Below are 23388 nucleotides of genomic sequence, written 5' to 3' on the forward strand. Positions count from 1 at the left end.
GGTTCCCGTCGCCTCGGGTGCCCGCCCGTCCACGAGCACGTCGTCGGATTCTAGACCGGGAAAGGGTTTTCTGGCGTCCGACAGAATTACTCGAGCCATTCGGTGATGAAATGGTCGCTTTCGTGGATGTGGACGGCTTCGTAGACTTCCGGGCCGATCACGGCGAACTTGTGCGGGGCCTCCGCCGGCACGACCAGGACGTCGCCCGCCCCGCCTTCGCGCTCGGAGTCGCCGATGGTGAACCTGGCCCGGCCGTGGATGATGACGAAGGTTTCGCGATACGGATGCTGGTGCAGCCTCGGTCCGGAACCGTCGACGTCGGTCCGTTCGCGGATGATCGAGACTCCGGAGCCGATGTCGCGGCCTTCGACGTTTTCCAGGGTTTCGGTGGTCATTCCGCCACTGTAACCCTGGTCGCGGGCACCGTGGTCCTATTCGCCGCGGTCGACCACGAACGCCGAAAGGCCGACGAGCAGCGCTCGGGCGGGCCGGTCGGGGAGGCTGAGCGCGAGGTCCTTCGCCTTGGCCGCGTACCCGTGTGCTTCGGCGAGGGCACGCATGACGCCGGCGGAGTCGCGCAAGAGCCCCAGCGCCTCCTGGCGGACCGCCGGATCGGGAACCGGCCCGTGCCCGATGATCTCGCGCAGGCGAGCCGCACCGGGCCCCTCGTCGTCGAGCGCGTGGAGCATCGGCAAGGTGACGATGCCTTCGCGGAGATCCGTGCCCGCGGACTTGCCGAGGTCGGTGGTGGACGCCGAGATGTCGAGGACGTCGTCGGAGATCTGGAACGCCACGCCGATCAGTTCGCCGTACTGGCCCAACGTTTCGATGGTCCGCTCGTCCGCGCCCGACACCTGTGCGCCGAGCCTGCCCGCCATCGCGATCAGCGACGCGGACTTGTCGGCCATCACCTGGATGTGGTGCTCGTACGGCGCGTGACGGCCACAGTCTTCGAACGGCCCTGTCGTCTCCAGGAACTGGCCGCGCACGAGCCTGCCGAACGTCTCCGCCTGCGAACGCAACGCGTAATCACCGAGCCCGGCCCCGACCCGCGCCGCGCAGGCGAGCACATAGTCTCCGAGCAAGACGGCCTTCTTGTTGCCCCACAAGGAGTTCGCGCTGGTGACCCCGTGCCGCATCGGCGCTTCGTCCATGACGTCGTCGTGGTAGAGCGTCGCCACGTGGACGAGCTCGACGAGCACGGCCGCGGAGATCGCCTCGTCCCGCCCGTCGCCGAACGCGGCTCCGGCCAACGCCATCAACGGGCGCAGCCTCTTCCCGCCCGCGCGGACGAGATGAGTGGCGGCTTCGGTGAGTTCCGGATGACCTGGGCTGCGCAACACCTCCTGAAGTCTTTCCTCGACCAGGGTGAGCCCGGTGCGGAGTTCGGCGGCGAACCGCATGTGCCGCTCGAGGGCCGGGTCCAGCCCGAGTTCCGTGACGATCGTGGTCGTGTTCACGCCCTCCAGCATCCGAGCCGGAGGCGCGCGACCGCCTGACGCGCGGGAGGGAGACCGCTCCCTCCCGAGAGGGAAAGCGCCCGGTCAGAAGGGCGGCTCCGGATTTCCGGCGGCCACCGGCGTTCGCTCCCACGCGCCGTCCGTCGGCGTGCCCGCCGAACTCCGGCCCGCCTTGTTGACCTTCGCCGTGGCATACCGCAACGACGGTCCGATCTCGTCGACGTCGAGCTCCACCACCGTGCGTTTCTCGCCGTCCTTGGTTTCGAACGATCGCTGTTTCAGCCTGCCCTGCACGATCACCCTGGTCCCCCTGGTGAGCGATTCGGCCAGGTTCTCCGCGGCCTGCTTCCAGAGCGCGCAGCGCAGGAACAGCGGGTCTCCGTCACGCCATTCCCCGCTCGCGCGGTCCAGGACGCGGGGCGTCGACGCGACCGTGAAGTTCGCTACCGCGGCTCCCGACGGGGTGAACTTCAGCTCCGGGTCGGTCGTCAGATTGCCGATCACCGTGAGCACCGTTTCTCCGGCCATGGGACTTCCTCCTCTGCTTCCGCGCGCGGCCCCGGACGGGCCCGCTGTCGCCTGGGAACAGGAGAGCACCGGGGTACGACAGTTTTCGGCGTCCCGCGGCGAACGGATGTCAGGAAAGGGTCGTTCAGGACGGAAAGTGTCCTGAACGACCCTTTCATGACATCCTGGCGGCCGAAACGCACTCGCCGAGCCGAGCGAGCCCTTCGTCGATGCGGTCGGAACCGACCAGCCCGTAACCGATCACCAGGCCGCCGCGCGTTCCTCCGTACGTGGACAGGCTTTCGACGGCTACCCCGGCCCGAGCCGCTTCGGTGACCGCACTGTCCACAGTGACCGTCGCTTGTGGAGAGACCGGCGCGCATAAATGGAGTCCGGCGCTGGACGAGACGACTTCCAGCACGTCACGCAATTCGTCGCGTACGAAGGCCAGGATCCGGTCCCGTCGTGCCGAATACTCCCGGGTGGCCTTGCGTACGTGCCGGGCGAGCAGTCCCTCGTCGATGAAACTCGCCAACGCCGACTGGGTGACGAGGTCGCCGTGCCAGTCCATGAGCTGCTTCGCCTGCCGCAGCGCCGGTCGCAGCGAGGCGGGTGCGACGAGGAAACCCAATCGCAGCAAGGGAAGCAGTGTCTTCGAGAAGGATCCGACGTAGAGCACCCTGCCGTCGTGGTCCAGGCTTTGGAGCGGTTCGAGCGGCCGATCCGAGAAGCGGTACTCGCTGTCGTAGTCGTCCTCGATGATCACCGCGTCGTTCCGTTCCGCCCACGCCAGCAACGCCGTCCTCCTGGCGAGTGACATCGGCGTGCCGAGCGGGAACTGGTGCGAGGGCGTCGTATAGATCAATCGAGTGCCCTTCACGAGCGCGGTGACGTCGAGACCCTCGGCGTCCACCGGCACCTTCGCGATCCGGGCTCCGTGGGCGGTGAAAAGCCGTTCGGCCGGGGGATAGCCGGGGTCTTCGACGGCGACACGCGTTCCGGGTTCGATCAGGACCCGGCCGATCAGGTCGAGTGCCTGTTGCGCGCCTTGGGTGACCAGGACGTCCTCGACGCCGGCTCGCACGGATCTGGCGGCGCCGATGTGCCGGGCGATCGCCACTCGCAACGCTTCGAGCCCGGCGGGATCGGCGTACCCCGATGGCGGAAGCAGCGACGGCCGGAGCGCCTGGCTGACCAGCCGTCGCCAGGTCCGCAACGGGAACAGGGCCGGATCCGGAGTGCCGACCCGGAAGTCGAACGCGGGCCGGTCATCGCCGGGAGGGTCCGGCAGCGAACTCCACCGCGCGACGGGCCGCACCCCGGTGCCCGCGGGCGCGGCGCGCTTCGAACGCGCCACGAAGCCGGGGCTGACGAAGGTCCCGCGTCCGACGTGGCTGTCGAGGAAGCCTTCGGCGGTGAGCCGTTCGTAGGCGACCGCGACGGTATTGCGCGAGACGTCGAGCTCGCGGGCCAGTTCCCGGGTCGGGGGCAGGCGTTCCCCGGCGCGCAGGCGTCCGTCGAGGATGCCGTCACGGAGCTGGCGGTAGATCCGGGCGGCCAGGTCGGTGTGGCCGTCGAGGCTGATGTGGAACGGCACGCGCCCGAGCCTATATTGGCCCAACGCGATTGGCTGATATTGGCGCTGGGATGTGGCCAATCCAGTGCCTAGTTTGGGCCTATGAAGCGACTGACCTCGGCCCAGCTGATCAGCTCCGTCGGCGACGGCGCCTACTACGTCAGCTCGGCCCTGTACTTCACGCTGATCGTCGGGCTTTCGCCCGCGCAGGTGGGGCTCGGCCTCACCGTGGGCTGGGCGGTCGGCTCGGCGGCCGGGGTCGCGCTGGGGCAACTGGCCGACCGCCGCGGGCCGAAGGGCACGGCCGTCCTGCTGGCGCTGGGCACCGCAGCGTCGGTCACGGCGTTCCTCTTCGTGGACTCGGTCTTCGCGTTCGTGATCGCGGCCTGCGTCTACGCCTGTTTCCAATGCGGTCTCGGCGCGGCACGGCAGGCGCTGCTCGCCGGCCTGATCGACCCCGCCGGGCGCACGACGTTCCGCGCCCGGCTGCAGGCGATGTCCAACGCGGGGATCGCGATCGGCGCGGCGCTCGGCGGGATCGCGCTGGCGATCGGGACGCGGGAAGCGTTCCTGACGGTGTTCGTCGTCGACGCGCTGGCCTTCGCCGCCGCGGCGCTCGTGCTCCGCAAGGTGCCTTCGGTGGCTCCGGTGCCGATGCGGGCGGGCGAGCCGTCCGTGGCCGTACTCCGCGACCGCCCGTATGCGCTTCTGGCGCTGCTCAACATGATCATGCTGCTCTACATGCCGTTGTTCAGCCTGGTCCTCCCGCTGTGGATCTCGACCCGGACCGCGGCGCCGAGCTGGCTGGTCTCGGCGATGTTGGTGCTCAACACGGCGAGCGTGGTGGTGTTCCAGGTGCGGGTGGCGCGCGGCGTGACCGGCCTGCGCGGCGCCTCCCGCTACGTCCGCCACGCGGGACTGCTGCTTTTCGTCTCCTGCCTGATCTTCTCGTTCTCCGCGATGGGCGACTCCGCGTGGGCGGCGGCGCTCGTGCTGCTCGCGGGGGCCGCGTTGCAGGTGGTGGGGGAGATGGCGCAGGCGGCGGGCTCCTGGGAGATCGGCTTCGGTCTCGCGCCCGACGGCAAACAGGGGCAGTACCAAGGACTTTTCGGTGCGGGGACGGCCATCGCCCGGATGCTCGGCCCGGTACTGCTGACCGGTCTGATCCTGGTCGGCGGGACGGTCGGCTGGATCGTGCTGGGCGGCTTGTTCCTGCTGGCGGGGACGCTCACCGCGCCCGCCGTCCGCTGGGCGGAGCGGACCAGGCCGGAGGCCGCCCTCGAAGTCAGTCCTCCAGTGCCCGCCTGAAGTGCTCCGCGAGATCGAGCTCCGCGGCTTCTTCCCGGTCACACCAGACGAAGGCGTCGTGTTCCTCGGGATCGAGCACGACTTCGCCCGGAACCTCCTCGGCGAGCGCGTACACCGCGGCGTGGATCCGCATCGGCCTGCCCGCGACGTCGTCCCAGCTGTGGGTGCCGCGTTCGCCGGTGACGTGGACGGTCAGCCCGGTCTCCTCGGCGAACTCGCGGACCACGGTCTCGGCCGGTCGCTCGCCGGGCTCGACGGTCCCGCCCGGCAGTTCCCAGCGGCCGCCCAGGAACGACGACGGCTGCCGCCGGATGAACAGGATCTTCCCGTCGCGGATGAGCCTGCCGTATGCCAAGTACTTGTCCGTCACGAGCGAATCTTCCCGCACTCGGAATACCTTCCCGATCGAGGACCGAACCTGTCCTCAATGGCTCGTAACGTGGGCTTTATGGAAAACACCGAGCTCCGTCCCTTCCGCCTCGACGTCCCCCAGGAGCAGCTGGACGAGCTGCACGCGAAGCTCGACGGCACGCGCTGGCCCGCGCCGCTCCCCGGCGACGGCTGGGACACCGGAGTGCCGGTGACCTGGCTGCGCGGACTCGCCGAATACTGGCGCGACGGCTACGACTGGCGCGCCGCCGAACGCGAGATCAACCGCCATCCGCAGTTCACCACGGTCATCGACGGGCAGCGGATCCACTTCCTGCACGTCCGCTCGCCCGAAGCCGGCGCGACGCCGCTGATCCTCACGCACGGCTGGCCGGGTTCGGTGGTGGAGTTCCTCGACGTCATCGGGCCGCTCACGGACCCGAAGGCGTACGGCGGCGACCCGGCGGACGCGTTCCACCTCGTGATCCCGTCGCTTCCGGGCTTCGGCTTTTCGGGCCCTGTCTCGGATTCAGGGTGGACCATGCCGCGGATCGGCCGGGCATGGGCGGAACTGATGCGCCGGCTCGGCTACGAACGCTACGGCGTGCAGGGCGGCGACCTCGGCGCCTCGGTGTCGCCGGAAGTGGCGAGGTTCGCGCCGGACAAGGTGATCGGCGTGCACGTCAACGGCGGGCTGACGCCGATGCCCCCGATGTCGTTGTCGGACGAGGAACTCGCTTCGCTGACCGACATCGAACGCGATCGCATCGACCGGATCAGGGCATTCATGCGGGAGGAGTTCGGGTACATCGCGATCCAGTCGACGCGGCCGCAGACCCTCGGCTACGGGCTCGTCGACTCCCCGGTCGCGCAGCTGGCCTGGATCATGGACAAATTCCGCGAGTGGACGCATCCGCGCCCCACGCTGCCGGAGGAGATCATCGGCAGGGACCGGCTGCTGACCAACGTCATGTTCACCTGGCTGACCGGAACGGCGGCTTCGTCCGCGTACGTCGGCTACGCGCAGGCAGAAACCTGGGGAGCCGTCGAGAAGAACTCCGGCGTGCCGACGGCGGCGCTGATCTTCGCGCACGACGTCGGGATCCGGCGGTACTCCGAGCACGCCCACACGATCGTGCGGTGGACCGACGTCGATCGCGGCGGGCATTTCGCGGCGCTGGAGGAGCCCGAGATCCTGGTCTCGGACGTGCGGGAGTTCTTCCGGTCCCTCAAATGACGAGGACGGCCGCCTCGCCGAGAAACCGGCTGTAATCGTCCACTTCGGACTCCAGGCCGGTGATGGCGGATCGCGATAGCACGGCGAAGGGCTCCACGACGACCTTCGTCTGCTTCGCGGTCCGCTTGGTGTGCCAGGTTCCGGCGATCCGGCCGTCGACCAGTACGGTCGGCGCGATCATCCCGCCGCCGGCGTTGACGCGTTTCGCCTCGGCCGGGTCGAGGAGCAGAGCGCGGTCGCGGTAGCCCAGCAGGTACGTGTCGAAGGCGCCGAGCAGACGCGGAGGGCATGGGGGAGCGGACAGCTCGGTCCGCGCAAGGGCGTGGCCGCCGCGGACGGAAACGAGGTCCAGCGCCGCGAGAGCCTTGCGGCAGAGGCCGAGTGGGAGCCCGGACCAAGCGACGAAGTCTTCGACGGTCGCGATGCCGTACGCGGTCAGGTACCGGTGGGCGAGTTCCGTATGCGGTTCCGCCGGATCGTGGCCTTCTGGGGCCCATTCGTCGAGGAGCACGTACGTCGCCTCCGCTCCGGCGTCGTGGCCTCGGCACAGCAGCCCGCGATTGGCCGCGTACGCCAGAAGATGGGCCGGGGCCTGGGACTTCGCGTCGAGCACGATGCCGTCGGCGGCCAAGCCGTCGAGGATCTCTTGCCGGGTGAGTGCCTTGCCGGGCAAGAGATCCTGAAGCTTCTCGAGCGCGCGTTCGCAGAGTTCGTCGGTGAGACCCAGCTGACGGCGGCGACCCTGCCCCGCCTGGACGTTCCGCGGACCGAACAGCCGGTTCAGCCAGCGGAGGTCCGCCGTCGGCACCAAGTGGAGCGTCTTGCGCATCAGCCAGGTGCGCGTCACCTCACGGGACGCGTCGACGTCCTGCGAGGTCAGGCCACGGCTACGGGCCCGGAACGCGAGCCGCGCGGCGGGCGTCGACTGTGCCTGGACGGCGGCGACGGATCCGGTGACGGCGAGCACGTCCGTCGCCGGAACGGTCAGCAGTTGCGCGCGGGCACGGACGGCGCGGATGTCGTTGTCGGACGGCGTCACCCGTTGACGATCTCATGGGCGTTCACCGGTTCGGTGTGTACGACCGCTTCCGCGAGCCGCGGGAGGACCTCGCGCAGCCTTGCCTCGACACGATGGGCGAGGCGGTGCGCCTCGGTGACGGTCAGCCCGGCCTCGACCGACACCGCGAGTTCCGCGCGCAGGCTGTGCCCGATCCAGCGCATCCGCAGGTCCCGTGTGCCGAGCACGCCGGGGACCTCGGCGGCCGCGCGTTCGGCGCGATCGACGTCGGCCGGGTCGACGGCGTCCATCAGGCGGCGGAAGACCTCCTTGGCCGCGTCGCGCAGGACGAACAGGATCGCGACGGTGATGGCGAGACCGATGATCGGGTCGGCCATCGGGAAGCCGAACGCGACACCGGCGGCGCCGAGCACGACCGCGAGCGACGTGAACCCGTCGGTGCGGGCGTGCAGGCCGTCCGCGACCAGTGCGGCAGACCCGATCTCGCGGCCGACGGTGATCCGGTACCTGGCCACGAGTTCGTTGCCCGCGAAGCCGATGACACCCGCCGCCGCGACCACCCACAGATGCTGGACCGGACGCGGATCGAGCAGCCGCTGGACGGATTCGTACCCGGCGAGGAAGGCCGAGGCGGCGATGAGCAGGACGACGAGCACGCCGGCCAGGTCTTCGGCGCGGCCGAGCCCATAGGTGTAGCGGCGGGTGGCGGCGCGGCGGCCGAGCAGGAAGGCGATGCCGAGCGGAAGCGCGGTGAGCGCGTCGGCGAAGTTGTGGATCGTGTCGCCGAGCAGGGCGACGGAGCCGGTGATCAGCACGAGCACGAGTTGGGCGACGGCGGTGACGAACAGGGCGGCGAACGACCAGATCAGCGTCCGGACGCCGCGTTTGCTGGTCTCCAACGCGCTGTCGACACGGTCGGCGCTGTCGTGGCTGTGGGGAGTCAGGAGGTGCCGGAGACGGCTCTTCGCCGTCCGGTGGCCATGACTGTGTCCATGCCCTGGCATCTTCCACCTCACTGTCATGCTACCTGCGCAGTCATGCAGGTACGCAGGCAGAAGGATAGCGGCTATCCTCCTGGCATGCACGAGTCGGTTCCGGATTTCGAGATGCCCACCGAGGAGCAGGTCCACCTGGCCGCGGAGACGTTCCGGCTGCTCGCGGATCCGACGAGGGTGAAGGTCCTCTGGGCGCTTCTGCAGGGCGAGTCCTCGGTCGCCTGTCTCGCGGAGCTGGCGGGCGCGGCGCCGACGGCGGTCAGCCAGCACCTCGCGAAACTGCGGCTCGCGGGCCTGGTGAAGGGGCGGCGTGAGGGGACGTTCGTCTACTACTCGGCGGCCAACGATCACGTCCGCGGCCTGCTCGCGCAGGCGCTGTTCCACGCCGACCACATCGATCGCGACATCCCGGCACTGCATTCGGCGGCGAAACCCCACCGTCCGGCGGCGCACTGAATCCGGCTACGGTGGAGCCGTGACCCAGTCCTCGTGCCCGGCGACCCTGCGGTGGCTGCTGCTGTGCGTCGTGGCGCTGGGGCTCGTCGGCATGCACCACGTCGTCGCCGAGTCCGGCCACGGCACGGGGCATTCCGTCGTCGCGATGGCGGATCCGTGTTGCGCGGACACGCCTTCGCACGACGACGGTGGACACAATGGACTGCATCTGTGCCTCGCGGTGCTCGCCGCGGGAGTACTGCTGATCGTCACCTGGCTGCTCGTCCGCAATGGACGGACGGTGACGACGTGGAAGTCGCGGCGGGCGGCCGGTTCGGCCTCCGGCCGTGATCCGCCGCGCTGGAGACCGGTACCGGAGAAGTTGTCCTTCCTTTGCGTGTTGCGGGTGTGACAGGCGGGTTCGTCCCGCCCTACCCGAAACCGATTCGAGGAAGAAACCATGACCAGCAGGAAACTGGTCGGAGCGGCGCTCGCCGCTCTGGCCTCCTTCGCCGTGCTCACCGGATGCGCCAGTTCCGACACCGCTTCCACCGGGCACGACATGTCCACGGTGAAGGCGCCGGACCCTCAGCAGGCCGGCCACAACCAGGCCGACGTCACGTTCGCGCAAGGGATGATCCCGCATCACGAACAGGCGCTCGCGATGGCGAAACTCGTCGACGGCCGCACTCGCAACGCGAAGGTCGTCGACCTCGCCGCCCGGATCCAGGAGGCGCAGGATCCGGAGATCCAGCAGCTGAACGGATTGTTGAAGGGCTGGGGAGTGGCGCCGTCGGGTGAGCACTCCGGGCACGGCTCCGCGGCCGGCATGATGACCGAGGACGATCTCGCGAAACTCGGCAAGGCCAAGGACGCCGCCTTCGACAAGCAGTGGCTGGAGATGATGGTCAAACATCACGAAGGCGCGCTCGAAATGGCGAAGACCGCGCTGCAGCAGGGTAGTAACGCCGAAGTGAAGGCCTTGGCGCAGAAGGTGATCGACGGTCAGCAGACCGAGATCACCGAGATGCGCGCGCTGCTCGGCTGAGTGGGACGGTGGCACGGGCCCGGATCAACCGGCCCGTGCCACCGCCTCCCGGAAGTGCGCGCACTGGGTGAAGTCGTCGTGCTCGCACCCGAGAGCGCAGTCGACGATCGCGAGCGAGGCCTGTGCGGCCGCGATACGCCGCTCGAGTTCTCGCTTGTGCTCCTTGAGGATCGCTTCGCGCTCGCGGGGTTTCTGGAACATCTCACGGATGCCGTCAAGGCTCAGTCCCGCCTCCTTCGCGCGCAGGATGATCGCGATCCGGTAGACGTCGTTGTCGTCGTACCGCCGCCGATCGCCCGCACGCGCGGGCTTGAGGAGGCCTACGGATTCCCAATGCCGCAGGACGTGCGTCGCCAGGCCGAAGCGCTCCGCGACCTCACCGACGCTCAAGGTGCTTGACTTCATGTCGCCATTAAGGCGGACGATCCGGGGTATGTCCATGTTGCAGCGGCTTGACGCCGCCGATGCCCTGCCGGGAGCCGCCGAACTGCGGGCCCGGACCTATGACCTGCTCCGGCTCGAACCCGGCGCCGCGGTGATCGACGTCGGTTGCGGTGCCGGACTGGCCGTCTCGGAGTTGTCGGCGCGGGGTTTCCGCGCTGTCGGCGCCGACCTTTCGGCCGAGATGATCGACGAGGCCCACCGACGGTGGCCTGAAGGGGATTTCCTGCTCGGCGACGCCTACGCGCTGCCGGTGGACGGCGGGTTCGCGGGCTACCGGGCGGACAAGGTGTTCCATGAACTGGCGGAGCCGGAGCTCGCTCTCGCGGAGGCGCGGCGGGTCCTGGTCCCAGGTGGACGGATCGTCTTGTCCGGGCCCGACTGGGAAGGGCTGATGATCGACTCCTCCTATCCGGCATTGACGCGGGAGATCGTGCGTGCTCGGGCTTCGGAGGTCGCCGCGCCCCGGATCGCGCGCGGGTTTCGGCGGCTGCTCGACGGATGCGGTTTTCGTGACGTCGAGGTGGAGGGTGTCGTCGGGTTTCTCAGTGGGGAGCCGTTCCTTCGTGGGCTGGTGGAGGTTGCTGTCCGAGTGGGGGCGATTTCCGTTGCGGAGGGGGATCTTTGGCTAGCTGAACAGGTCGATGGTGTTGCTGTGCCGCAGTTTTTGGCTTCGGGGATCGCTTAGCGGGTGTTGCCGACGCTCTTGGCGCCGGAAACTGTCGGTGGTCGGTTGTACGTTCTGCGTGTGGACACACTCAACGCCACTGTGGCGCGTTTGAAGGAAATCACCTCGTCGGATGTTTTGCGGGAGGTTAATGCTTCGCTGGATTCGTTGGGGGACAACGATGCCGTAGAAGCTGCCGTCGCGGCGTCGGAGGGCATCGCACGGCTGGAGGCGGTCCGGTTCCGCGCGTTGGGACGACTGAGCCGTCACCGTGACGGTGCGTCGAGTGTGGTGCAGGAGGTCGCGTTCGCTCTGTCCGTTGTGGACGGACATGCCGCCGGGCTGGTGTCCGCCGCTCAGGCGCTGACCACCCGCCTGCCACGCACACTGGGACTCCTGGATGCCGGGAAGGTCGGTGGCTACGGAGCGATGAAAGTCGCGACAGCCACCGCTTGGCTCTCGGACGACGACGCCCGCGCGGTGGACGCGGTGCTGGAGGATCGGTTGCCGGGCCGGAACTCCGATCAGATCCGGAAAGCGGCGAACCATGCGGCGATGATGGCCGACCGTGCTGGGGCGGCTCGTCGTGCCGAACGGAACCGCGGCGGACGTCGTCTATCGATCCGGCAGGGTGAGACCGGGGTGGCGTCCATCGAGGTCGAAGACGGGCCGGTGGAGAAGGTGGCTGCCGCCTATGCGCGGATCGACCGTGAGGCTCGGGCGCTGCGGGCCGGTGGGGAGACCCGCACCCTGGATCAGCTGCGTGCGGATGTCGCCCTTGATCTTCTGTTGGGCGGTCAGGGTGGGAAGAGTGAACGGTCGGAGGTGTTCCTCTACATGGACTTGAACACCTACCTCGGGTTGAACGATGATCCCGCGGAGATGGCCGGGCATGGGCATATTCCGGCGTCGTTGGCGCGGGAGATCGCTGGTGGGTCGAATACGGTGTTGCGGCGGATCATCACGGACCCGCTCTCGGGGCAGGTTCTCGACCTCGGCCGCGACCGGTATCGACCCACCGCCGGTCTCGACGAATTCGTTCGGGTGCGGGATCGTGAGTGCCGAAGACCCGGGTGTCATCGTGTGGCCCAGGCCTGCGACCTCGATCATTCGCTGCCCTGGCAACACGGTGGCCACACCGCGGATACCGAACTGATCGATCTATGCCGCCGTGATCATCGGTTGAAGGACGAGCCCGGCTGGAACTATCGGCTGGGTTCTGATGGGACCCTGACGATCACGACGCCTACAGGGCGGAGTTACGACAGCTCGCCTCCGCCGCTGCACGAACCCCGTGACGAGGCGCCACCGTTCTGAGCCGTCGCCGGAAAACGGCAACGGCGCGCCCCTCGGAAGAACGCGACGTTCTGGCTTCGTCGCCGAAATACGGCCACGGGTCGATCGAGGACCGCCATCACAGCGCACTGGGCCGAAGCTGCCTCTACCTAGGAAGCCACTACGGCTCGCCGTCGCCGAAATCCGGCCACGCCTCACCGCCGAAACCAACCACCTGCCATCACAAGCGATTACCCACCACCGACATACCGAGCACCAGCTCGTTCGCCGGATCACACCCGAGGAGGTCCTCGACCAGTTCGTCGCGAAGCGCGGCGGTGAACGTGACGTTCAGGCCCAGCGCGGTCGCCAGCAGGTACACGGTTTGGCTGAGGTGGCCGACGTCCATCAGCAGCACGCGATACGTGCGGCTCACCGGGTACTTCCACTGGTTCCGCTCGATGACGCTCGTGTAGATCAGCAGCGCGCCGGCGTTCCCGGTCCACTGCTGGTCGCCGGCGAGCGCGATCAGCTGGTCGTCGTCGATCTTGCCGTCCAGCGGCGTGAGGCCGTGCCGGAAGCCGTTGTAGTGGTAGACGCCCGGGGCCAGGCCCTCGACGTTCCTCGCGTAGACGTACACCTCCGTCGGGTGCCGCGCCCCGCCCGACGGGCTCGTCTTGAAGACGTTCCCGGTGGCGGGGATGTCGGGATGCGTTTCCGGCCTCGTCGGCCTCGCCGCGGTGAGAAGCGCGCTCAAATCGCGCAGCCGCAAGGGTTCTTCACCGAACTCGCGGACGCTTCTGCGCCGGCTCAGCGCCTCGCCCAGCCCGATGGTGTTCAGTGGTTCCGGTGACGGTTCGGGCAACGCGATCGTGTGGTGTTCACCCGTTGGCCTCACCGGAGAAGGCGGAGGGCTGACCTTCGCCTTCTCCAGCAAGGTTTTCGCCGTCGTTTCGCTGGTGGTGAACTCGGTCTCGCGCAACGAACGCGTGCCGAAGTGAAACGCCCGCGCGGACGTTCCCCAAGGGCCCCAATCCCGAAGGATCTCTTCTTCGCGTTGTTGCCGGTGAGAACCTTTGACCACCAGTACTTCGTACCGGATCATCGCTCGCGCGATACGGACGAGCCTTTCCCCGATCTCGGGATTCTCATCCGCATCGCGGACCGATTCCGGTTCTCGCCAAGAACTGAACCATCGCAGGACGCGTTCGGTTCCATCGGCGAGTTTCAGCTGGCGATGTCCGAGGTGATCGTCCCAGACGACGTCACCATCGGACCAATAGAGCGTTCCGCATGAGGAAACCCTGACCAGCATCGAATGTCTTGTGCCCCAGTCCCCAGTAAATACTTTCCGAATACGTCAGGTGATTCAGCGTCGCGAGCGGAAAGGAGGCCCGCCGTGCGGCGGCGGCTCGAACCCGCCCCAGGTGCTCTGTGCCTTGTACTCCGCTTCGAGCTCGTACAAGAACTCGTCGTCGTCCTCATCGTGCATGCCGTTGATCCTCTCCGTGAACGGTTACTCCGGTCAAGCGAATATACCTACGCCAACAGAGTACCGGAGCAGAACGGCTAATTACGCCGAGTAATCGTTCAGGCGCTGTTTGAGTTCGCGAACCTCGGGCGACTCCGAAATGCCGAGATCGGTGTAGAGGCGCAATGCGAACCGGCGATGACGGTCCGCATTCAGTCGCTCACCGAGAATGTCGAACGCGAACGCCATCTCCTTGTGGGCGATGGGCAGCATGCTGCGATTCCCGGTCGATTCCAGCACTTCCACCGCGGTCGTCAACTGACTGACCGCGAGCGCGCCGTCACCGAGTCCGCGCGAATTGATACCGAGGGCGAGAAAGCATTCCGCCTCGAGATCGGGCGATTCGTTCTCCTGCGCCAGTCGCAGTGCCTGGTCGAGTTCCTCGGCGGCTTCGGGATAGCGCCTGTTCTCGGTGTGGATCAGCCCGATCCGGTGCCTGGCGCGGGCTTCGATGAGCACGCTGCCGTGCGTGTGGGCGGTCTCCCGGACCCAGCCGAGGTGTTCGATCGCCTCGTCCGACTCGCCCTTGAGCCAGTGGGTGACCCCCGAGTTGCCCCTGGCCCGGCACTGCATCCGGATGTCGCCGGTGGTCGCGGCCAGTTCGAACACCTCGTTGAACAGCCGGTTCGCCTCGGTGAACTCGTTGAGCCGCCACAGGGTCAGCGCGTACATGTGCAGGGCCTGGTACTCGAGGACGACGTTCCCGGTGACCCGCGCGGCGGACAGGGCGAGGGTCTCCAGCTCCCTGGCCTGCCGGTAGTAGCCGCGGTTGTCGAAGTAGCGCCACACCGCCGAGCAGAAGGGCACGAGGTCCGAGTACTGCTGATGGTTGTTCATCGCGACGGCCACCGGCAGCACGTTCTGCCATTGCGCGTCCATCCAGTGCGCGGCCTGGTCGTAGTCGGCGAAGGACTGTCCGAACTCGCTCTTCGGCACTTCGAGGCCGCCCGGTTCCTCCTCGGAATCCGGGTCGATGAAGTCCATCGCGGCCGCGACGGTGCTGCGGTAGTAGTCGAACAGCCGCCGCATCATCGCCTCGCGCTGGTACTCGGGCTCCTCGGCGAGCAGGAGTTCGCGACCGTAGCTGCGGAGGAGGTCGTGCATCTCGTAGCGGTCCATCGACGGCTGACGCAGGAGGTTCACGTCGACGAGGCGTTCGGCGAGCCGTCGGGCCTCGGCGAGGTCGACCTCGGCCAAGGCCGCCGTCGAGTGCAGATCGAACGCCGCACCGGGATGATGGCTCAACCGGCGGAACACCCGCCGTTCGGTCTCGGTCAAGTTCAGATAGGACACTCGGAACGCGCCCGCGACGTCGCGTTCGCCGGCGGTGAGCTCGCCGAACCGGTTCCGCTCGTCGCGCAGCTGCCTGGCGACGAAGTCGAGCGTCCACGACGCCCGCGCGCGCAGCCTGCTCGCCGTGACGGCCAGCGCGAGCGGGAGATCGCCGCACAGGCTCGCGACCTGATCGGCCGCGTCCGGGGACTCCCGCTTCAACCGGGAGGGCCCGACGATCCGGCCGAGCAGATCCACCGCGTCGGCCCGGCTGAACGGTTCCAGCGAGAGCAGTTCGGCGCCGTCGAGGTCCACGAGCCGGGTCCGGCTGGTGATCAGCACACAGCAGCTCGCCGCGCCGGGCAGCAGCGGGCTCACCTGCGTCGCCCCGATGGCGTTGTCCAGCACCAGGAGCACCCGTTTGCCGGCGAGGCAGCTGCGGAACAGCGCCGCGCGCTGCTCGGTCCCGGCGGGGATGTCCGAACCCTGGATGCCGAGCGACCGCAGCAGCGCCTCGAGCGCGGTCCCCGGATCGACGGGGTCTCCGGCGGGCGAGAACCCTTCGAGGTTCACGAACAACTGACCGTCCGGGAACAGCGGGGCGAGCCGGTGCGCGGCGTGGACGGCCAGCGCGGTCTTCCCGACACCGGGCATGCCGTCGATCGCGATCAGCCGCGGCCCCGCCGAGGAGTCGTCCTGGCCGATTTCGAGGACGGTCCGCAGTTCGGTGGCGCGGCCGCCGAACGCGGGGAGGTCCGCGGGAAGCTGCGCGGGCCGGGGGAAGAGCGCCTTCTGCGCGTCCGCGTCCTCGCGTCGCCCGCCGGTGTCCATCCCGGCCCGGAGCCCGCCGACGCCGTACCGGACGAGGGCGCCGTCCTCCATCAGCTCGGCGTCGGCGCGCAGGATCTGCTGGTGGAGCGCGCTCAGCTCGGCGCTGGGGTCGACGCCGAGCTCCTCGGCGAGCGCGGTCCTGGTCCGATCGAACGTCCGGAGCGCGTCGGCGCCGCGGCCTGCCCGGTAGAGCGCCAGCATGGTGAGACATTGCAGGGTCTCGCGGGTGGGATGCCAGGCGGCGAGGTCGAAGGCCTCGCGAGCCGCCGCCTCGGTCTCGCCGAGCCGGAGCCTGGCGCCGATGAGGAGCTCACTGGCGGCGAGACGTTCTTCGTCGAGGCGTCGCGCCGTCTGCTCGATGGCGTCGCCTTCGAGGCCGTCGAACGCCGGGCCGCGCCAGAGCGCGAGCGCGTCGGCCAGTTTGGCGGCCGCCTGGGAGATCAGCCCGGCCGCGAGGAGTTCGGCGCCCTGGTTGTAGTCGGCTTCGAAGCGGACCGAGTCGAGCGAGGCGCTGCTGATGACGACGCGGTACGCCGAGCCGGTGGTGACCACGGCGGACCGGGCCACCCCGAGGTCGTGCCGGAGCCGCGCGATCGCGTTGCTGACCTGGCGGACCGCGGTCTTCGGCGGATTTTCGGGCCACATCGTGCCGACCAGGTACGAAACCGGGACCAGCCGGCCCGCGTTGATCAGCAGAGCGGCGAGAAGACGCTGTTCGCGGCGTCCACCCAGCCGGACGGGGACACCGTCGACTTCGGCTTCGAGCGGACCGAGAACGGAGAAGCCGAGCTGGGAACTCTGGACAGTGGTTCGAGGCGATCCCGCCGAATCGGGTAAACGATCAGCGGTCATATGCGACTATGTCGTCCGAGGCCGTGAGCGTGCTCACGCACTACCTCCAGTCCGTTCGCCGGCTGATCGGCACCCTAGCCCACCGCTTCGGCCTCCAGCCAGGTCGGCGCGGGGCGCGCCGTACTGCATTCGGCCTAACGGGCGTGCGCGGGCCTGCCCTGAAACCTTCCCGATTCTACGCCCCGCGGCCCCTGAACTGCGCGGATGTCCGGCGGTGGAGAGCCGATGTAATTCCGATGCAGGCCCTTGGAAAGCTGAAGGTACAGCTGCGGCTCGGCGCGACGGGGCAGCGCGCCGAACCGCGTGTAGGGGCTCCGCGGCGGTTGGCCTTCGTACTGGGGGTGGCCAACCGCCCTGGTAGCCCCTTCTCCGCGTCACAGGTCGTTCCCAGCCGAGCACGGCACACTGGTCTGAAGAGGAGTGTGCCGTCATGAGTGCTCTTGGTGATATCGCAGGTGTCCTGCTCACCCTGTTCCTGATCGTGCTCATCGTCCGGATGGTGCTGGACTGGGCCGTCAATCTCGCCACCCGGCTGCCCGCCTGGGCGTTCCGGGTCCGCGACTTCGCTCATCGGCTGACCGAGCCCGCGCTGGCACCGGTCCGTCGTGTGGTCCGCCCGGTGCGGGCCGGTGGGGTGGCGTTCGATCTCGCCTTCACCCTCGTGTTCCTCGGGGTGGTGCTCCTGCAGTCCCTCGCCTTCAGTCTCTGACCAGGTGTGATCCTCCGCGATCACGGGTACCAGGTCGGTGGAGGAGAGGAGTGTGCCCATGCGCCCGGTCTGGAGCGGTTCGCTTTCGCTCGGTCTGGTGACCGTCCCGGTCCGCCTGTACAGCGCGGTCGAGGACCATACGGTGCACTTCCGCCAGTTCCAGCGCGGCACCGAAGACCGCATCCGGTACCGGCGGGTGAACGAGCGCACCGGCAAGGAAGTCGGCTACGAAGACATCGTCAAGGGTTACGAGCTCGACAGCGGCGAGTATGTCGTCGTCGAGCCGGAGGAGCTGGACGAGATCGCGCCGGGCCGGTCGAAGTCGCTCGACATCGAGAGCTTCGTCGAGCTGGACGCCATCGACCCGATGTTCTTCGACAAGACCTATTGGCTCGCGCCCGCGAAGGACGAGTTCGAGCGTCCGTACGCGCTGCTGCTCGAGGCGATGGACTCGTCGGGCAAGGCGGGGATCGCCAAATTCGTCATGCGTGGCCGCGAATACCTGGCGCTGGTGCGCTCCGGTGACGGCGTGATGGTGCTCAACACCCTCCATTTCGCGGCCGACCTGCGGGATCCCGCCGAGCAACTGCCGGACCTCCCCGGCAAGGCGAAGGCGCGCGGCAAGGAACTCGACATGGCCGTCAACCTGATCGACGCGATGAGCGACGACTGGCGGCCCGAGGAGTACCGCGACACCTACACCGACCGTGTCCGGGAGCTGATCAAGGCCAAGAAGAAGGGCGACACCATCACACCGGCCACCGAACCCGGGGAGCCGACGAAGGTCGTCGACCTGTTCGAGGCGCTTTCGAAGAGCGTGGAGAGCGGAAAGGCCAAGAAGAAGTCCGGGGCGAAGAAGCCGGCAGCGAAGAAGGACCTCTCCTCGCTGTCGAAGGCCGACCTGGACAAGCTGGCCAGGGAGCGGGACATCAAGGGCCGGTCGAAGATGACCCGCGCGAGCCTGGAGAAGGCGCTCAAAGCCTCGTGACGATGCCTGCCGCCGAGAGTTCGCCCGCGATCGCCTCGATCAGCAGCCGGACGTCCTCCGCCGCCGTCGCGTGCAGCCCTTCGGAGACGATCAGCACGTCGGACGTCGTCGCGGAGACCGCGGAGTGCCCGCTCTGCCGGTTCGTCCATCGCCGCGCGTGAGCCTGACCGTCCTCGTCGGCGAAGATCACCTCACCGGCGTTCGGCTGTTCGACCGTGCCGGCGAAGGTCACGTACTTCTCGTCGCCGCGCGCGTGACGGACTTCCAGCGAGCCGCTGATCTTCGCGATGTCGAGCACCGCGACCGGGATGGCGTAGGCGACCGACACCGCGTTGCACAGGTCGATCACCGGATGGATGCGGGGGAGCGTGCCTTCCTTCCGCAGCCTGCGCAGCAAGGACTCCGACGCGCAGCGGTACTGCGTCGGCTTCAGGCCCATCTTGGCGAACGCCCGCCGCCACGCCTGGATCTCGGGGAACTCCGATTCCGGGCCGTCGGCGAGCCGCCGCGTCGCCCGCGCGACGAATTTCTCGAGATCGACCGGCAGGTCCGGGGTGATCCCGGTGGCTTGGAGTGTGCCGACGGCGAGGCCGGGGTGGGCGGACCGGATGTCCGGGTGGTGCTGGAGTCGCATGCTGGACCTGTCTACTGGGTGGTGAACGCGAGTTTGGCGCCGAGCGCGGCGAAGGAACCGGCGAAGATCCGCCGGAGCCAGGCGAGCACGCGCGGCCGGGACAGAACGTGGTGCCGCACGCCGGCGGCGAGGACGCCGTACACGCTGAACACCACGAACGTCGCCAGCATGAACACCCCGCTCAGCAGCAGCATCCGGGGGAGCGAACCGGGCTCGCCCGCCGGGACGAACTGGGGCAGGAACGCGAAGAAGAACAGTGTCAGCTTCGGGTTCAGGACGTTGATCAGCACACCGGAGGTGATCGTCCGCAGCGCCGACGTGGGCTCGGGATCGCCCTCCACGACGATGGCTTCCCGGTCCTTCAGCGTCGACCACGCCATGTAGAGCAGGTACGCCACGCCGAGGTACTTCAGGATCTCGAACGCCACCGCGCTGGCGTGCAGCAGCGCCGCGAGACCGGTGATCGCGGCGATCATGTGCGGGATGATGCCGAGGGTGCAGGCGGTCGCGGCGAGGACGCTCGCGCGTCTTCCCCTGGCCAGCCCGGCGGAAAGGGTGTAGACCACGCCGGTGCCGGGCGTGGCGACCACGACCAGCGTGGTGATCAGGAAGGCGATGCTCACGCCGACCACTGTGCGCGCTGTTTGGCCTCGTGGACAGAGCCAAACCCGTGCCACTCCACTGGACCAAAGGGTTGATCGACGGGTTCACCGGATGGAGTGGCATGATGCACGCTCGCACGTCGACGAGGAAGGCCTTGGTTTGAGCGCGCGCACTTCCCAGGTGGACGACCTCCGGCTGGTGGCACAACCGAACGCCGTGTTGTGTTCCGAGCTCTTCGTCCGTCTCATCTTGTCGGATTGGTCCTTGCGGCCGTTGCTCGATCAGGCGAAGACCGCCGCCGCCAGACTGGTGGGCACGCTGGTCGACGCGGCCGATCCGAAGGAGCCGCCGTTCCTCACGCTGAGACTGCGTCTGCGGTCGGACGTGCTGGTCATCGAGGTCGACCACGAACTGGACGGGCTTCCGGTGCCGACGCCCGCGCCGGGCGAGCGGACCGGCGTGGCGCCGAGCGCGACCGGCGGGGTGACCGTCTGGTGTGAACTGCCGCTGCCCGGCGGCCTGTCGGCCGGACAGGTCCGGCTGCCGAGGCGAGGCGACCGGCGCACGCTGGTGGACGAACCCGTCTCCGGTGAGCCCGTCGGCGCCGATCCCGAAGTCCTGGAACGGCTTTTGACGAGGTTGAGCGGCTGGTCCGGCTGATGGCGACGAAGCGCGTCACGACGCCGGTCCTGGAGATCGAATACGAACAGGCCGGCGAGGCGGGCGGGCCGCCGGTGGTCCTGCTGCACGGGTTCCCGTACGACGTCCGCGCTTACGACGAGGTCGCCGCGGTCCTCGCGGCGGGCGGTGCCTCGGTGTACGTCCCGTATCTCCGCGGGTTCGGGGGGACGCGGTTCCTCGACGACGCCACGCCCCGCTCCGGGCAGCAGGCCGCGCTCGCGCAGGATCTGCTCGACTTCATGGACGTGCTGGGGCTGGAGAACGCCGTCGTCGCCGGATACGACTGGGGCGGCCGCGCGGCGTGCATCGTGGCCGCGCTCCGGCCCGAGCGTGTGCGCGGACTGGTGTCGGTGGACGGCTACAACGTCCAGAATCTCGCTTACGCCGGAGAACCGGCGCCGCCGGAATGGGAACGCACGTACTGGTACCAGTACTACTTCCATTCCGAGCGCGGCCGCCGAGGGTTGACGGAGAACCGAGACGAGCTGTGCGCGTTGTTGTGGCGCACCTGGTCGCCGACGTGGACCGGCGCCGACGCGGCGTTCCCGGCGAGCGCGCGGAGCCTCCACAATCCGGATTTCGTCGACGTCGTCATCCACTCGTACCGGCACCGGTTCGGGCTGGCGGAGGGTGATCCGCGGTATCAGGCGCTCGAAGACCTGATCGCGCGGGAGCCCGCCATCACGGTGTCGTCGGTCGTGCTGGAAAGCGGGGACGACGGCGTCGGCGGGCCCAGTGCGGAGGGCGACCGCGAGTACTTCACCGGGCCGTACGCGCATCGGGTTCTGCCGGGTGTGGGCCACAACGTCCCACAGGAAGCCCCTGAAGCGTTCGCCACCGCGGTGACCTCTCTGCTCGGGTGAGGGCGATCACCCGTCCGTGTGCGTGACGAATCCTGATCTTCGCTTGTCCTTCGGAGGTAAGGCGCACGATCCGGAGGAGGAACGATGTCTTTGGGCGACAAGATCAGCAACAAGGCCGAAGAGTTCGGCGGTAAGGCCAAGGAGGCCGCCGGCGACGCCACCGGCAACGACGAACTGCGCGCGGAAGGTCAGGCGGATCAGGCGAAGGCCGGTCTCAAGGGCGCCGTCGAAAACGTGAAGGACGCCGTCGGCGACGCGGCGGACAAGATCCGCGACACCTTCAAGAAGTAGCGGTCCTTTCGGGCCGGGGCGGCGGTTTCGCGCCCCGGCCCGGTTCAGCCGCGCAGCCGTACCGGCAGGCTCGTGAGCCGCGTGCCCTGGATGCCACCGAGGAACGTCTGCCGGAGTTCGCCGTACGGTACTGCGAGCCGGGCTTCGGGGAAGTCCGTGCGCAGCACCGTCGCCACCGCCCGCAATTCGAGCTGCGCGAGCTGGGCGCCGACGCAGAAATGCGGTCCCGCGCCGAAAGTCAGGTCCGGGCCCGGTTTCTTCGCCGGGTCCGTGTTGATGCCCTGGATGTCGACGAGCACCGGCGCCCCGGCGGGGAGCCGGATCCCGGCTAGGTCGAGCTCCACGGTGGTGAACCGCCACAGCGTGAACGGCGCGGGCGGATGGTCCTTGAGCGTTTCGCGGACGAGGTCGTTCACGGATGCCTTGTCCCCGTTCAGAAGCCGCGAGATCAGGAAGCCGATCGAGGCGTCGGTGGTCAGCTGCCCGGCGAAGATCAACGCGAACAGGTGATACCGCAGGTCCTTTTCGGACGTTCCGGCCGGGAGGCTGTCGCGTAGTTCCGTCGCGAGCCCGTTCCGGTTCGGCGTCAGCCCCGCGGCGGCGAGGTCCGCGATCGCGGCGATGGCCTTGCCCTGGCCACCCGGTTCGGGATCCGACATGCGGCGGCAGGCGTCCACGGCGGCGTCGAGCAGGTGGAGCGGGATGCCGAGCAGGTCGAGCAGCACCGTCAACGGGAAACGGGTGGAGAACCCGTCCATGAGGTCGACGGTCTCGCCGCCGAGGTCGGTCAGCAGAGCCCGCGCGACCCCGTGGATCCGGTCCGCCTGCGCCTGGATCCGTTTGGCGCTCAGCAGCGGGGCGTGCGCTCGCCGCAAACGGGTGTGTTCGGGCCCGTCCAGGGTGGTGAGGGACGGCTGTTCGGCGGCGGTCTGTTCGAGCGCCGTCCAGCCCGCGGGGGCCAGCGCCGGATCCTTGGCGATGCGGGGATCGGAGAGGACTTCGCGGGCCAGCTTCTCCTCGGTGACGATCCACGCGCTTCCGCCCTCGGGGGCGGCCACTTCGACCAGGGGGCCGGCGGCTCGCAGCGCGGGACGGACAGGGTCGGGTTCGGTGATGCCGCGGGTCGACGCGGCGAACGGATCGGGGAGCACAGGAACTCCTTCATGAGAAAGTAGCTTCACCATGAAGGTATATTTGTGGCCGGTAGGTTGTCAAAGCACGGAACCGAGGAGGGGCGATGGCGGACGATGTCGCGGCGCGGAGCGCGTCGCTCCTGGACGGCCTCCGGAGTTTCGGGGCGAACTACACCGAGTTCACCCGGCGGTTCGCGGACTGGCTCGGCCTCCACGCCACCGACGCCGCCGCGCTGGTGGAGATCCTCTACGCCGAAGACACCGGCTCGCCGCTGTCCCCGGCCCGGCTCGGCGAACGCATCGCCCTGACCTCCGGCGCGACCACGAATCTGCTGAACCGGCTGGAGAACCTCGGCTATGTGGTGCGGACCAGGGAGAACAGCGACCGCCGGGTGGTGACCCTGCGCAGCGGTACCGACATCCAGGCGCCCGCGCGGGAGTTCTTCGGCCCGTTCAGCGCCGGGCTGGCGGCTCTCGTGGCGGAATACCCGCCGGAAGAGATAGAACGCTTCGAGGCCTTCCTCCGGCAGCTGAAGTCCACAATGGACAACGTGCTCGAAGAACATTCCTGACCGGCGGACCAGTCCGATCCGCTCTCGGCACCGAATCCCTCCCGGACGCCCTGGCAAACCGCGTAGCCGGGCGTCGGGTGAGGTGGAGGCAG

27 protein-coding genes are annotated in these 23388 nt (G+C 68.5%); 13 read left to right on the forward strand and 14 right to left on the reverse strand.

Translation table 11 applies throughout. The features are described from left to right. Positions 1-86: 86 nt before the first annotated feature. From AJAP_RS11565 to pdxR, 4 genes are all read right to left on the reverse strand, one after another. Complete coding sequence (locus AJAP_RS11565) at positions 87-395, reverse strand: cupin domain-containing protein (RefSeq protein ID WP_038510553.1); 309 nt, start codon at positions 393-395, stop codon at positions 87-89. 36 nt (positions 396-431) lie between these two features. Further along, entirely contained in the window at positions 432-1460 is a 1029-nt protein-coding gene (locus tag AJAP_RS11570; protein ID WP_228694910.1) for a polyprenyl synthetase family protein, read from the reverse strand. 84 nt (positions 1461-1544) lie between these two features. Continuing rightward, the gene (locus tag AJAP_RS11575) at positions 1545-1988 is read right to left on the reverse strand and encodes a single-stranded DNA-binding protein (RefSeq protein ID WP_038510559.1); all 444 of its coding nucleotides are present in this window, start codon (positions 1986-1988) and stop codon (positions 1545-1547) included. Positions 1989-2142: 154 nt separating this feature from the next. Beyond that, positions 2143-3564, reverse strand: a complete 1422-nt coding sequence (gene pdxR / locus AJAP_RS11580; protein WP_038510561.1) for a MocR-like pyridoxine biosynthesis transcription factor PdxR — start codon at positions 3562-3564, stop codon at positions 2143-2145. Positions 3565-3645: 81 nt separating this feature from the next. On the opposite strand from pdxR, the gene AJAP_RS11585 reads away from it, so the two are divergent. Further along, positions 3646-4851 (forward strand): MFS transporter, encoded by a 1206-nt coding sequence (locus AJAP_RS11585; protein WP_038510563.1) that lies wholly within the window; start codon positions 3646-3648, stop codon positions 4849-4851. On the opposite strand, the gene AJAP_RS11590 is transcribed toward AJAP_RS11585, so the two are convergent. Further along, on the reverse strand, positions 4829-5239 hold the full coding sequence (locus AJAP_RS11590; RefSeq protein WP_038510566.1) for an NUDIX hydrolase: 411 nt from the start codon (positions 5237-5239) through the stop codon (positions 4829-4831). The two genes, AJAP_RS11585 and AJAP_RS11590, sit on opposite strands and share 23 nt — an antisense overlap. Before the next feature lie 60 nt (positions 5240-5299). Here AJAP_RS11590 and AJAP_RS11595 point away from each other — a divergent pair, with 60 nt between their 5' ends. After that, entirely contained in the window at positions 5300-6457 is a 1158-nt protein-coding gene (locus AJAP_RS11595) for an epoxide hydrolase family protein (RefSeq protein WP_038510568.1), read from the forward strand. Here AJAP_RS11595 and AJAP_RS11600 read toward each other — a convergent pair. Together AJAP_RS11600 and AJAP_RS11605 are read right to left on the reverse strand one after the other, a co-directional pair. Next, positions 6450-7496, reverse strand: coding sequence for a winged helix DNA-binding domain-containing protein (locus tag AJAP_RS11600; RefSeq protein WP_038510571.1), 1047 nt, complete (start codon positions 7494-7496; stop codon positions 6450-6452). The genes AJAP_RS11595 and AJAP_RS11600 overlap by 8 nt on opposite strands. Continuing rightward, complete coding sequence (locus tag AJAP_RS11605; RefSeq protein ID WP_038510574.1) at positions 7493-8479, reverse strand: cation diffusion facilitator family transporter; 987 nt, start codon at positions 8477-8479, stop codon at positions 7493-7495. Before AJAP_RS11605 ends, AJAP_RS11600 begins: the two co-directional genes overlap by 4 nt. A 75-nt stretch (positions 8480-8554) precedes the next feature. Here AJAP_RS11605 and AJAP_RS11610 point away from each other — a divergent pair, with 75 nt between their 5' ends. From AJAP_RS11610 to AJAP_RS11620, 3 genes are read left to right on the forward strand one after another with little or no spacing between them, the layout of a single operon-like run. Beyond that, positions 8555-8926: an ArsR/SmtB family transcription factor gene (locus AJAP_RS11610; RefSeq protein ID WP_037344985.1), complete on the forward strand. Its 372-nt coding sequence runs from the start codon at positions 8555-8557 to the stop codon at positions 8924-8926. A 19-nt stretch (positions 8927-8945) separates the two neighbouring features. After that, the gene (locus AJAP_RS11615) at positions 8946-9317 is read left to right on the forward strand and encodes a DUF6153 family protein (protein WP_038510577.1); all 372 of its coding nucleotides are present in this window, start codon (positions 8946-8948) and stop codon (positions 9315-9317) included. Positions 9318-9365: 48 nt separating this feature from the next. After that, the gene (locus tag AJAP_RS11620) at positions 9366-9953 is read left to right on the forward strand and encodes a DUF305 domain-containing protein (RefSeq protein WP_038510580.1); all 588 of its coding nucleotides are present in this window, start codon (positions 9366-9368) and stop codon (positions 9951-9953) included. 24 nt (positions 9954-9977) lie between these two features. Here AJAP_RS11620 and AJAP_RS11625 read toward each other — a convergent pair whose 3' ends face one another. Continuing rightward, positions 9978-10358 (reverse strand): helix-turn-helix domain-containing protein, encoded by a 381-nt coding sequence (locus tag AJAP_RS11625; protein ID WP_038510583.1) that lies wholly within the window; start codon positions 10356-10358, stop codon positions 9978-9980. Between the two features lie 28 nt (positions 10359-10386). Here AJAP_RS11625 and AJAP_RS11630 point away from each other — a divergent pair, with 28 nt between their 5' ends. Together AJAP_RS11630 and AJAP_RS11635 are read left to right on the forward strand one after the other, a co-directional pair. After that, entirely contained in the window at positions 10387-11082 is a 696-nt protein-coding gene (locus tag AJAP_RS11630; RefSeq protein ID WP_051972407.1) for a methyltransferase domain-containing protein, read from the forward strand. Between the two features lie 81 nt (positions 11083-11163). Beyond that, positions 11164-12378: an HNH endonuclease signature motif containing protein gene (locus AJAP_RS11635; protein ID WP_038522850.1), complete on the forward strand. Its 1215-nt coding sequence runs from the start codon at positions 11164-11166 to the stop codon at positions 12376-12378. A gap of 199 nt (positions 12379-12577) precedes the next feature. Here the strand turns inward: AJAP_RS11635 and AJAP_RS11640 are convergent, their stop codons facing one another. From AJAP_RS11640 to AJAP_RS11645, 3 genes are all read right to left on the reverse strand, one after another. Next, complete coding sequence (locus tag AJAP_RS11640) at positions 12578-13441, reverse strand: SagB/ThcOx family dehydrogenase (protein WP_228694911.1); 864 nt, start codon at positions 13439-13441, stop codon at positions 12578-12580. Between the two features lie 264 nt (positions 13442-13705). Further along, positions 13706-13828 (reverse strand): hypothetical protein, encoded by a 123-nt coding sequence (locus AJAP_RS45055; RefSeq protein ID WP_255432121.1) that lies wholly within the window; start codon positions 13826-13828, stop codon positions 13706-13708. A gap of 81 nt (positions 13829-13909) precedes the next feature. Then, positions 13910-16822 (reverse strand): AfsR/SARP family transcriptional regulator, encoded by a 2913-nt coding sequence (locus AJAP_RS11645; RefSeq protein WP_038510592.1) that lies wholly within the window; start codon positions 16820-16822, stop codon positions 13910-13912. A gap of 430 nt (positions 16823-17252) precedes the next feature. On the opposite strand from AJAP_RS11645, the gene AJAP_RS11650 reads away from it, so the two are divergent. Together AJAP_RS11650 and ku are read left to right on the forward strand one after the other, a co-directional pair. Continuing rightward, positions 17253-17531, forward strand: coding sequence for a YggT family protein (locus AJAP_RS11650; protein WP_038510595.1), 279 nt, complete (start codon positions 17253-17255; stop codon positions 17529-17531). A 58-nt stretch (positions 17532-17589) separates the two neighbouring features. Beyond that, on the forward strand, positions 17590-18519 hold the full coding sequence (ku, locus tag AJAP_RS11655; RefSeq protein WP_038510597.1) for a non-homologous end joining protein Ku: 930 nt from the start codon (positions 17590-17592) through the stop codon (positions 18517-18519). Here ku and AJAP_RS11660 read toward each other — a convergent pair. Beyond that, the gene (locus tag AJAP_RS11660; RefSeq protein ID WP_038510600.1) at positions 18506-19153 is read right to left on the reverse strand and encodes a B3/B4 domain-containing protein; all 648 of its coding nucleotides are present in this window, start codon (positions 19151-19153) and stop codon (positions 18506-18508) included. The genes ku and AJAP_RS11660 overlap by 14 nt on opposite strands. Positions 19154-19164: 11 nt before the next feature. Next, positions 19165-19776 (reverse strand): LysE family translocator, encoded by a 612-nt coding sequence (locus tag AJAP_RS11665; protein WP_038522853.1) that lies wholly within the window; start codon positions 19774-19776, stop codon positions 19165-19167. Positions 19777-19915: 139 nt separating this feature from the next. On the opposite strand from AJAP_RS11665, the gene AJAP_RS11670 reads away from it, so the two are divergent. The 3 genes from AJAP_RS11670 to AJAP_RS11680 all read left to right on the forward strand — a co-directional run bounded on the left by AJAP_RS11670 (position 19916) and on the right by AJAP_RS11680 (position 21591). Beyond that, positions 19916-20416 carry a hypothetical protein gene (locus tag AJAP_RS11670; RefSeq protein ID WP_037344996.1) on the forward strand — a complete coding sequence of 167 codons (501 nt, stop codon included), beginning with the start codon at positions 19916-19918 and terminating at the stop codon, positions 20414-20416. Continuing rightward, on the forward strand, positions 20416-21300 hold the full coding sequence (locus AJAP_RS11675; protein ID WP_038510603.1) for an alpha/beta fold hydrolase: 885 nt from the start codon (positions 20416-20418) through the stop codon (positions 21298-21300). The genes AJAP_RS11670 and AJAP_RS11675 overlap by 1 nt, the downstream gene beginning before the upstream one ends. Positions 21301-21384: 84 nt before the next feature. Then, on the forward strand, positions 21385-21591 hold the full coding sequence (locus AJAP_RS11680) for a CsbD family protein (RefSeq protein ID WP_016335858.1): 207 nt from the start codon (positions 21385-21387) through the stop codon (positions 21589-21591). A 44-nt stretch (positions 21592-21635) separates the two neighbouring features. Here the strand turns inward: AJAP_RS11680 and AJAP_RS11685 are convergent, their stop codons facing one another. After that, entirely contained in the window at positions 21636-22742 is a 1107-nt protein-coding gene (locus AJAP_RS11685) for a cytochrome P450 family protein (RefSeq protein ID WP_038510607.1), read from the reverse strand. 86 nt (positions 22743-22828) lie between these two features. On the opposite strand from AJAP_RS11685, the gene AJAP_RS11690 reads away from it, so the two are divergent. Beyond that, entirely contained in the window at positions 22829-23296 is a 468-nt protein-coding gene (locus AJAP_RS11690) for a MarR family winged helix-turn-helix transcriptional regulator (RefSeq protein ID WP_038510610.1), read from the forward strand. Positions 23297-23388: the final 92 nt, after the last annotated feature.

The sequence above is a fragment of the Amycolatopsis japonica genome (genome assembly GCF_000732925.1).
Lineage (GTDB): Bacteria > Actinomycetota > Actinomycetes > Mycobacteriales > Pseudonocardiaceae > Amycolatopsis > Amycolatopsis japonica.

What these genes read in the sequence shown, in the direction of transcription:
- AJAP_RS11605 (WP_038510574.1), bottom strand. Translation starts at nt 8,479, where the DNA reads ATGCCAGGGCATGGACACAGTCATGGCCACCGGACGGCGAAGAGCCGT.
- AJAP_RS11610 (WP_037344985.1), top strand. Translation starts at nt 8,555, where the DNA reads ATGCACGAGTCGGTTCCGGATTTCGAGATGCCCACCGAGGAGCAGGTC.
- AJAP_RS11630 (WP_051972407.1), top strand. Translation starts at nt 10,387, where the DNA reads ATGTCCATGTTGCAGCGGCTTGACGCCGCCGATGCCCTGCCGGGAGCC.
- AJAP_RS11640 (WP_228694911.1), bottom strand. Translation starts at nt 13,441, where the DNA reads ATGATCCGGTACGAAGTACTGGTGGTCAAAGGTTCTCACCGGCAACAA.
- AJAP_RS11650 (WP_038510595.1), top strand. Translation starts at nt 17,253, where the DNA reads ATGAGTGCTCTTGGTGATATCGCAGGTGTCCTGCTCACCCTGTTCCTG.
- AJAP_RS11585 (WP_038510563.1), top strand. Translation starts at nt 3,646, where the DNA reads ATGAAGCGACTGACCTCGGCCCAGCTGATCAGCTCCGTCGGCGACGGC.
- ku (WP_038510597.1), top strand. Translation starts at nt 17,590, where the DNA reads ATGCGCCCGGTCTGGAGCGGTTCGCTTTCGCTCGGTCTGGTGACCGTC.
- AJAP_RS11660 (WP_038510600.1), bottom strand. Translation starts at nt 19,153, where the DNA reads ATGCGACTCCAGCACCACCCGGACATCCGGTCCGCCCACCCCGGCCTC.
- AJAP_RS11690 (WP_038510610.1), top strand. Translation starts at nt 22,829, where the DNA reads ATGGCGGACGATGTCGCGGCGCGGAGCGCGTCGCTCCTGGACGGCCTC.
- AJAP_RS11595 (WP_038510568.1), top strand. Translation starts at nt 5,300, where the DNA reads ATGGAAAACACCGAGCTCCGTCCCTTCCGCCTCGACGTCCCCCAGGAG.
- AJAP_RS11645 (WP_038510592.1), bottom strand. Translation starts at nt 16,822, where the DNA reads ATGACCGCTGATCGTTTACCCGATTCGGCGGGATCGCCTCGAACCACT.
- AJAP_RS11565 (WP_038510553.1), bottom strand. Translation starts at nt 395, where the DNA reads ATGACCACCGAAACCCTGGAAAACGTCGAAGGCCGCGACATCGGCTCC.
- AJAP_RS11620 (WP_038510580.1), top strand. Translation starts at nt 9,366, where the DNA reads ATGACCAGCAGGAAACTGGTCGGAGCGGCGCTCGCCGCTCTGGCCTCC.
- AJAP_RS11625 (WP_038510583.1), bottom strand. Translation starts at nt 10,358, where the DNA reads ATGAAGTCAAGCACCTTGAGCGTCGGTGAGGTCGCGGAGCGCTTCGGC.
- AJAP_RS11680 (WP_016335858.1), top strand. Translation starts at nt 21,385, where the DNA reads ATGTCTTTGGGCGACAAGATCAGCAACAAGGCCGAAGAGTTCGGCGGT.
- AJAP_RS11575 (WP_038510559.1), bottom strand. Translation starts at nt 1,988, where the DNA reads ATGGCCGGAGAAACGGTGCTCACGGTGATCGGCAATCTGACGACCGAC.
- AJAP_RS11675 (WP_038510603.1), top strand. Translation starts at nt 20,416, where the DNA reads ATGGCGACGAAGCGCGTCACGACGCCGGTCCTGGAGATCGAATACGAA.
- AJAP_RS45055 (WP_255432121.1), bottom strand. Translation starts at nt 13,828, where the DNA reads ATGCACGATGAGGACGACGACGAGTTCTTGTACGAGCTCGAAGCGGAG.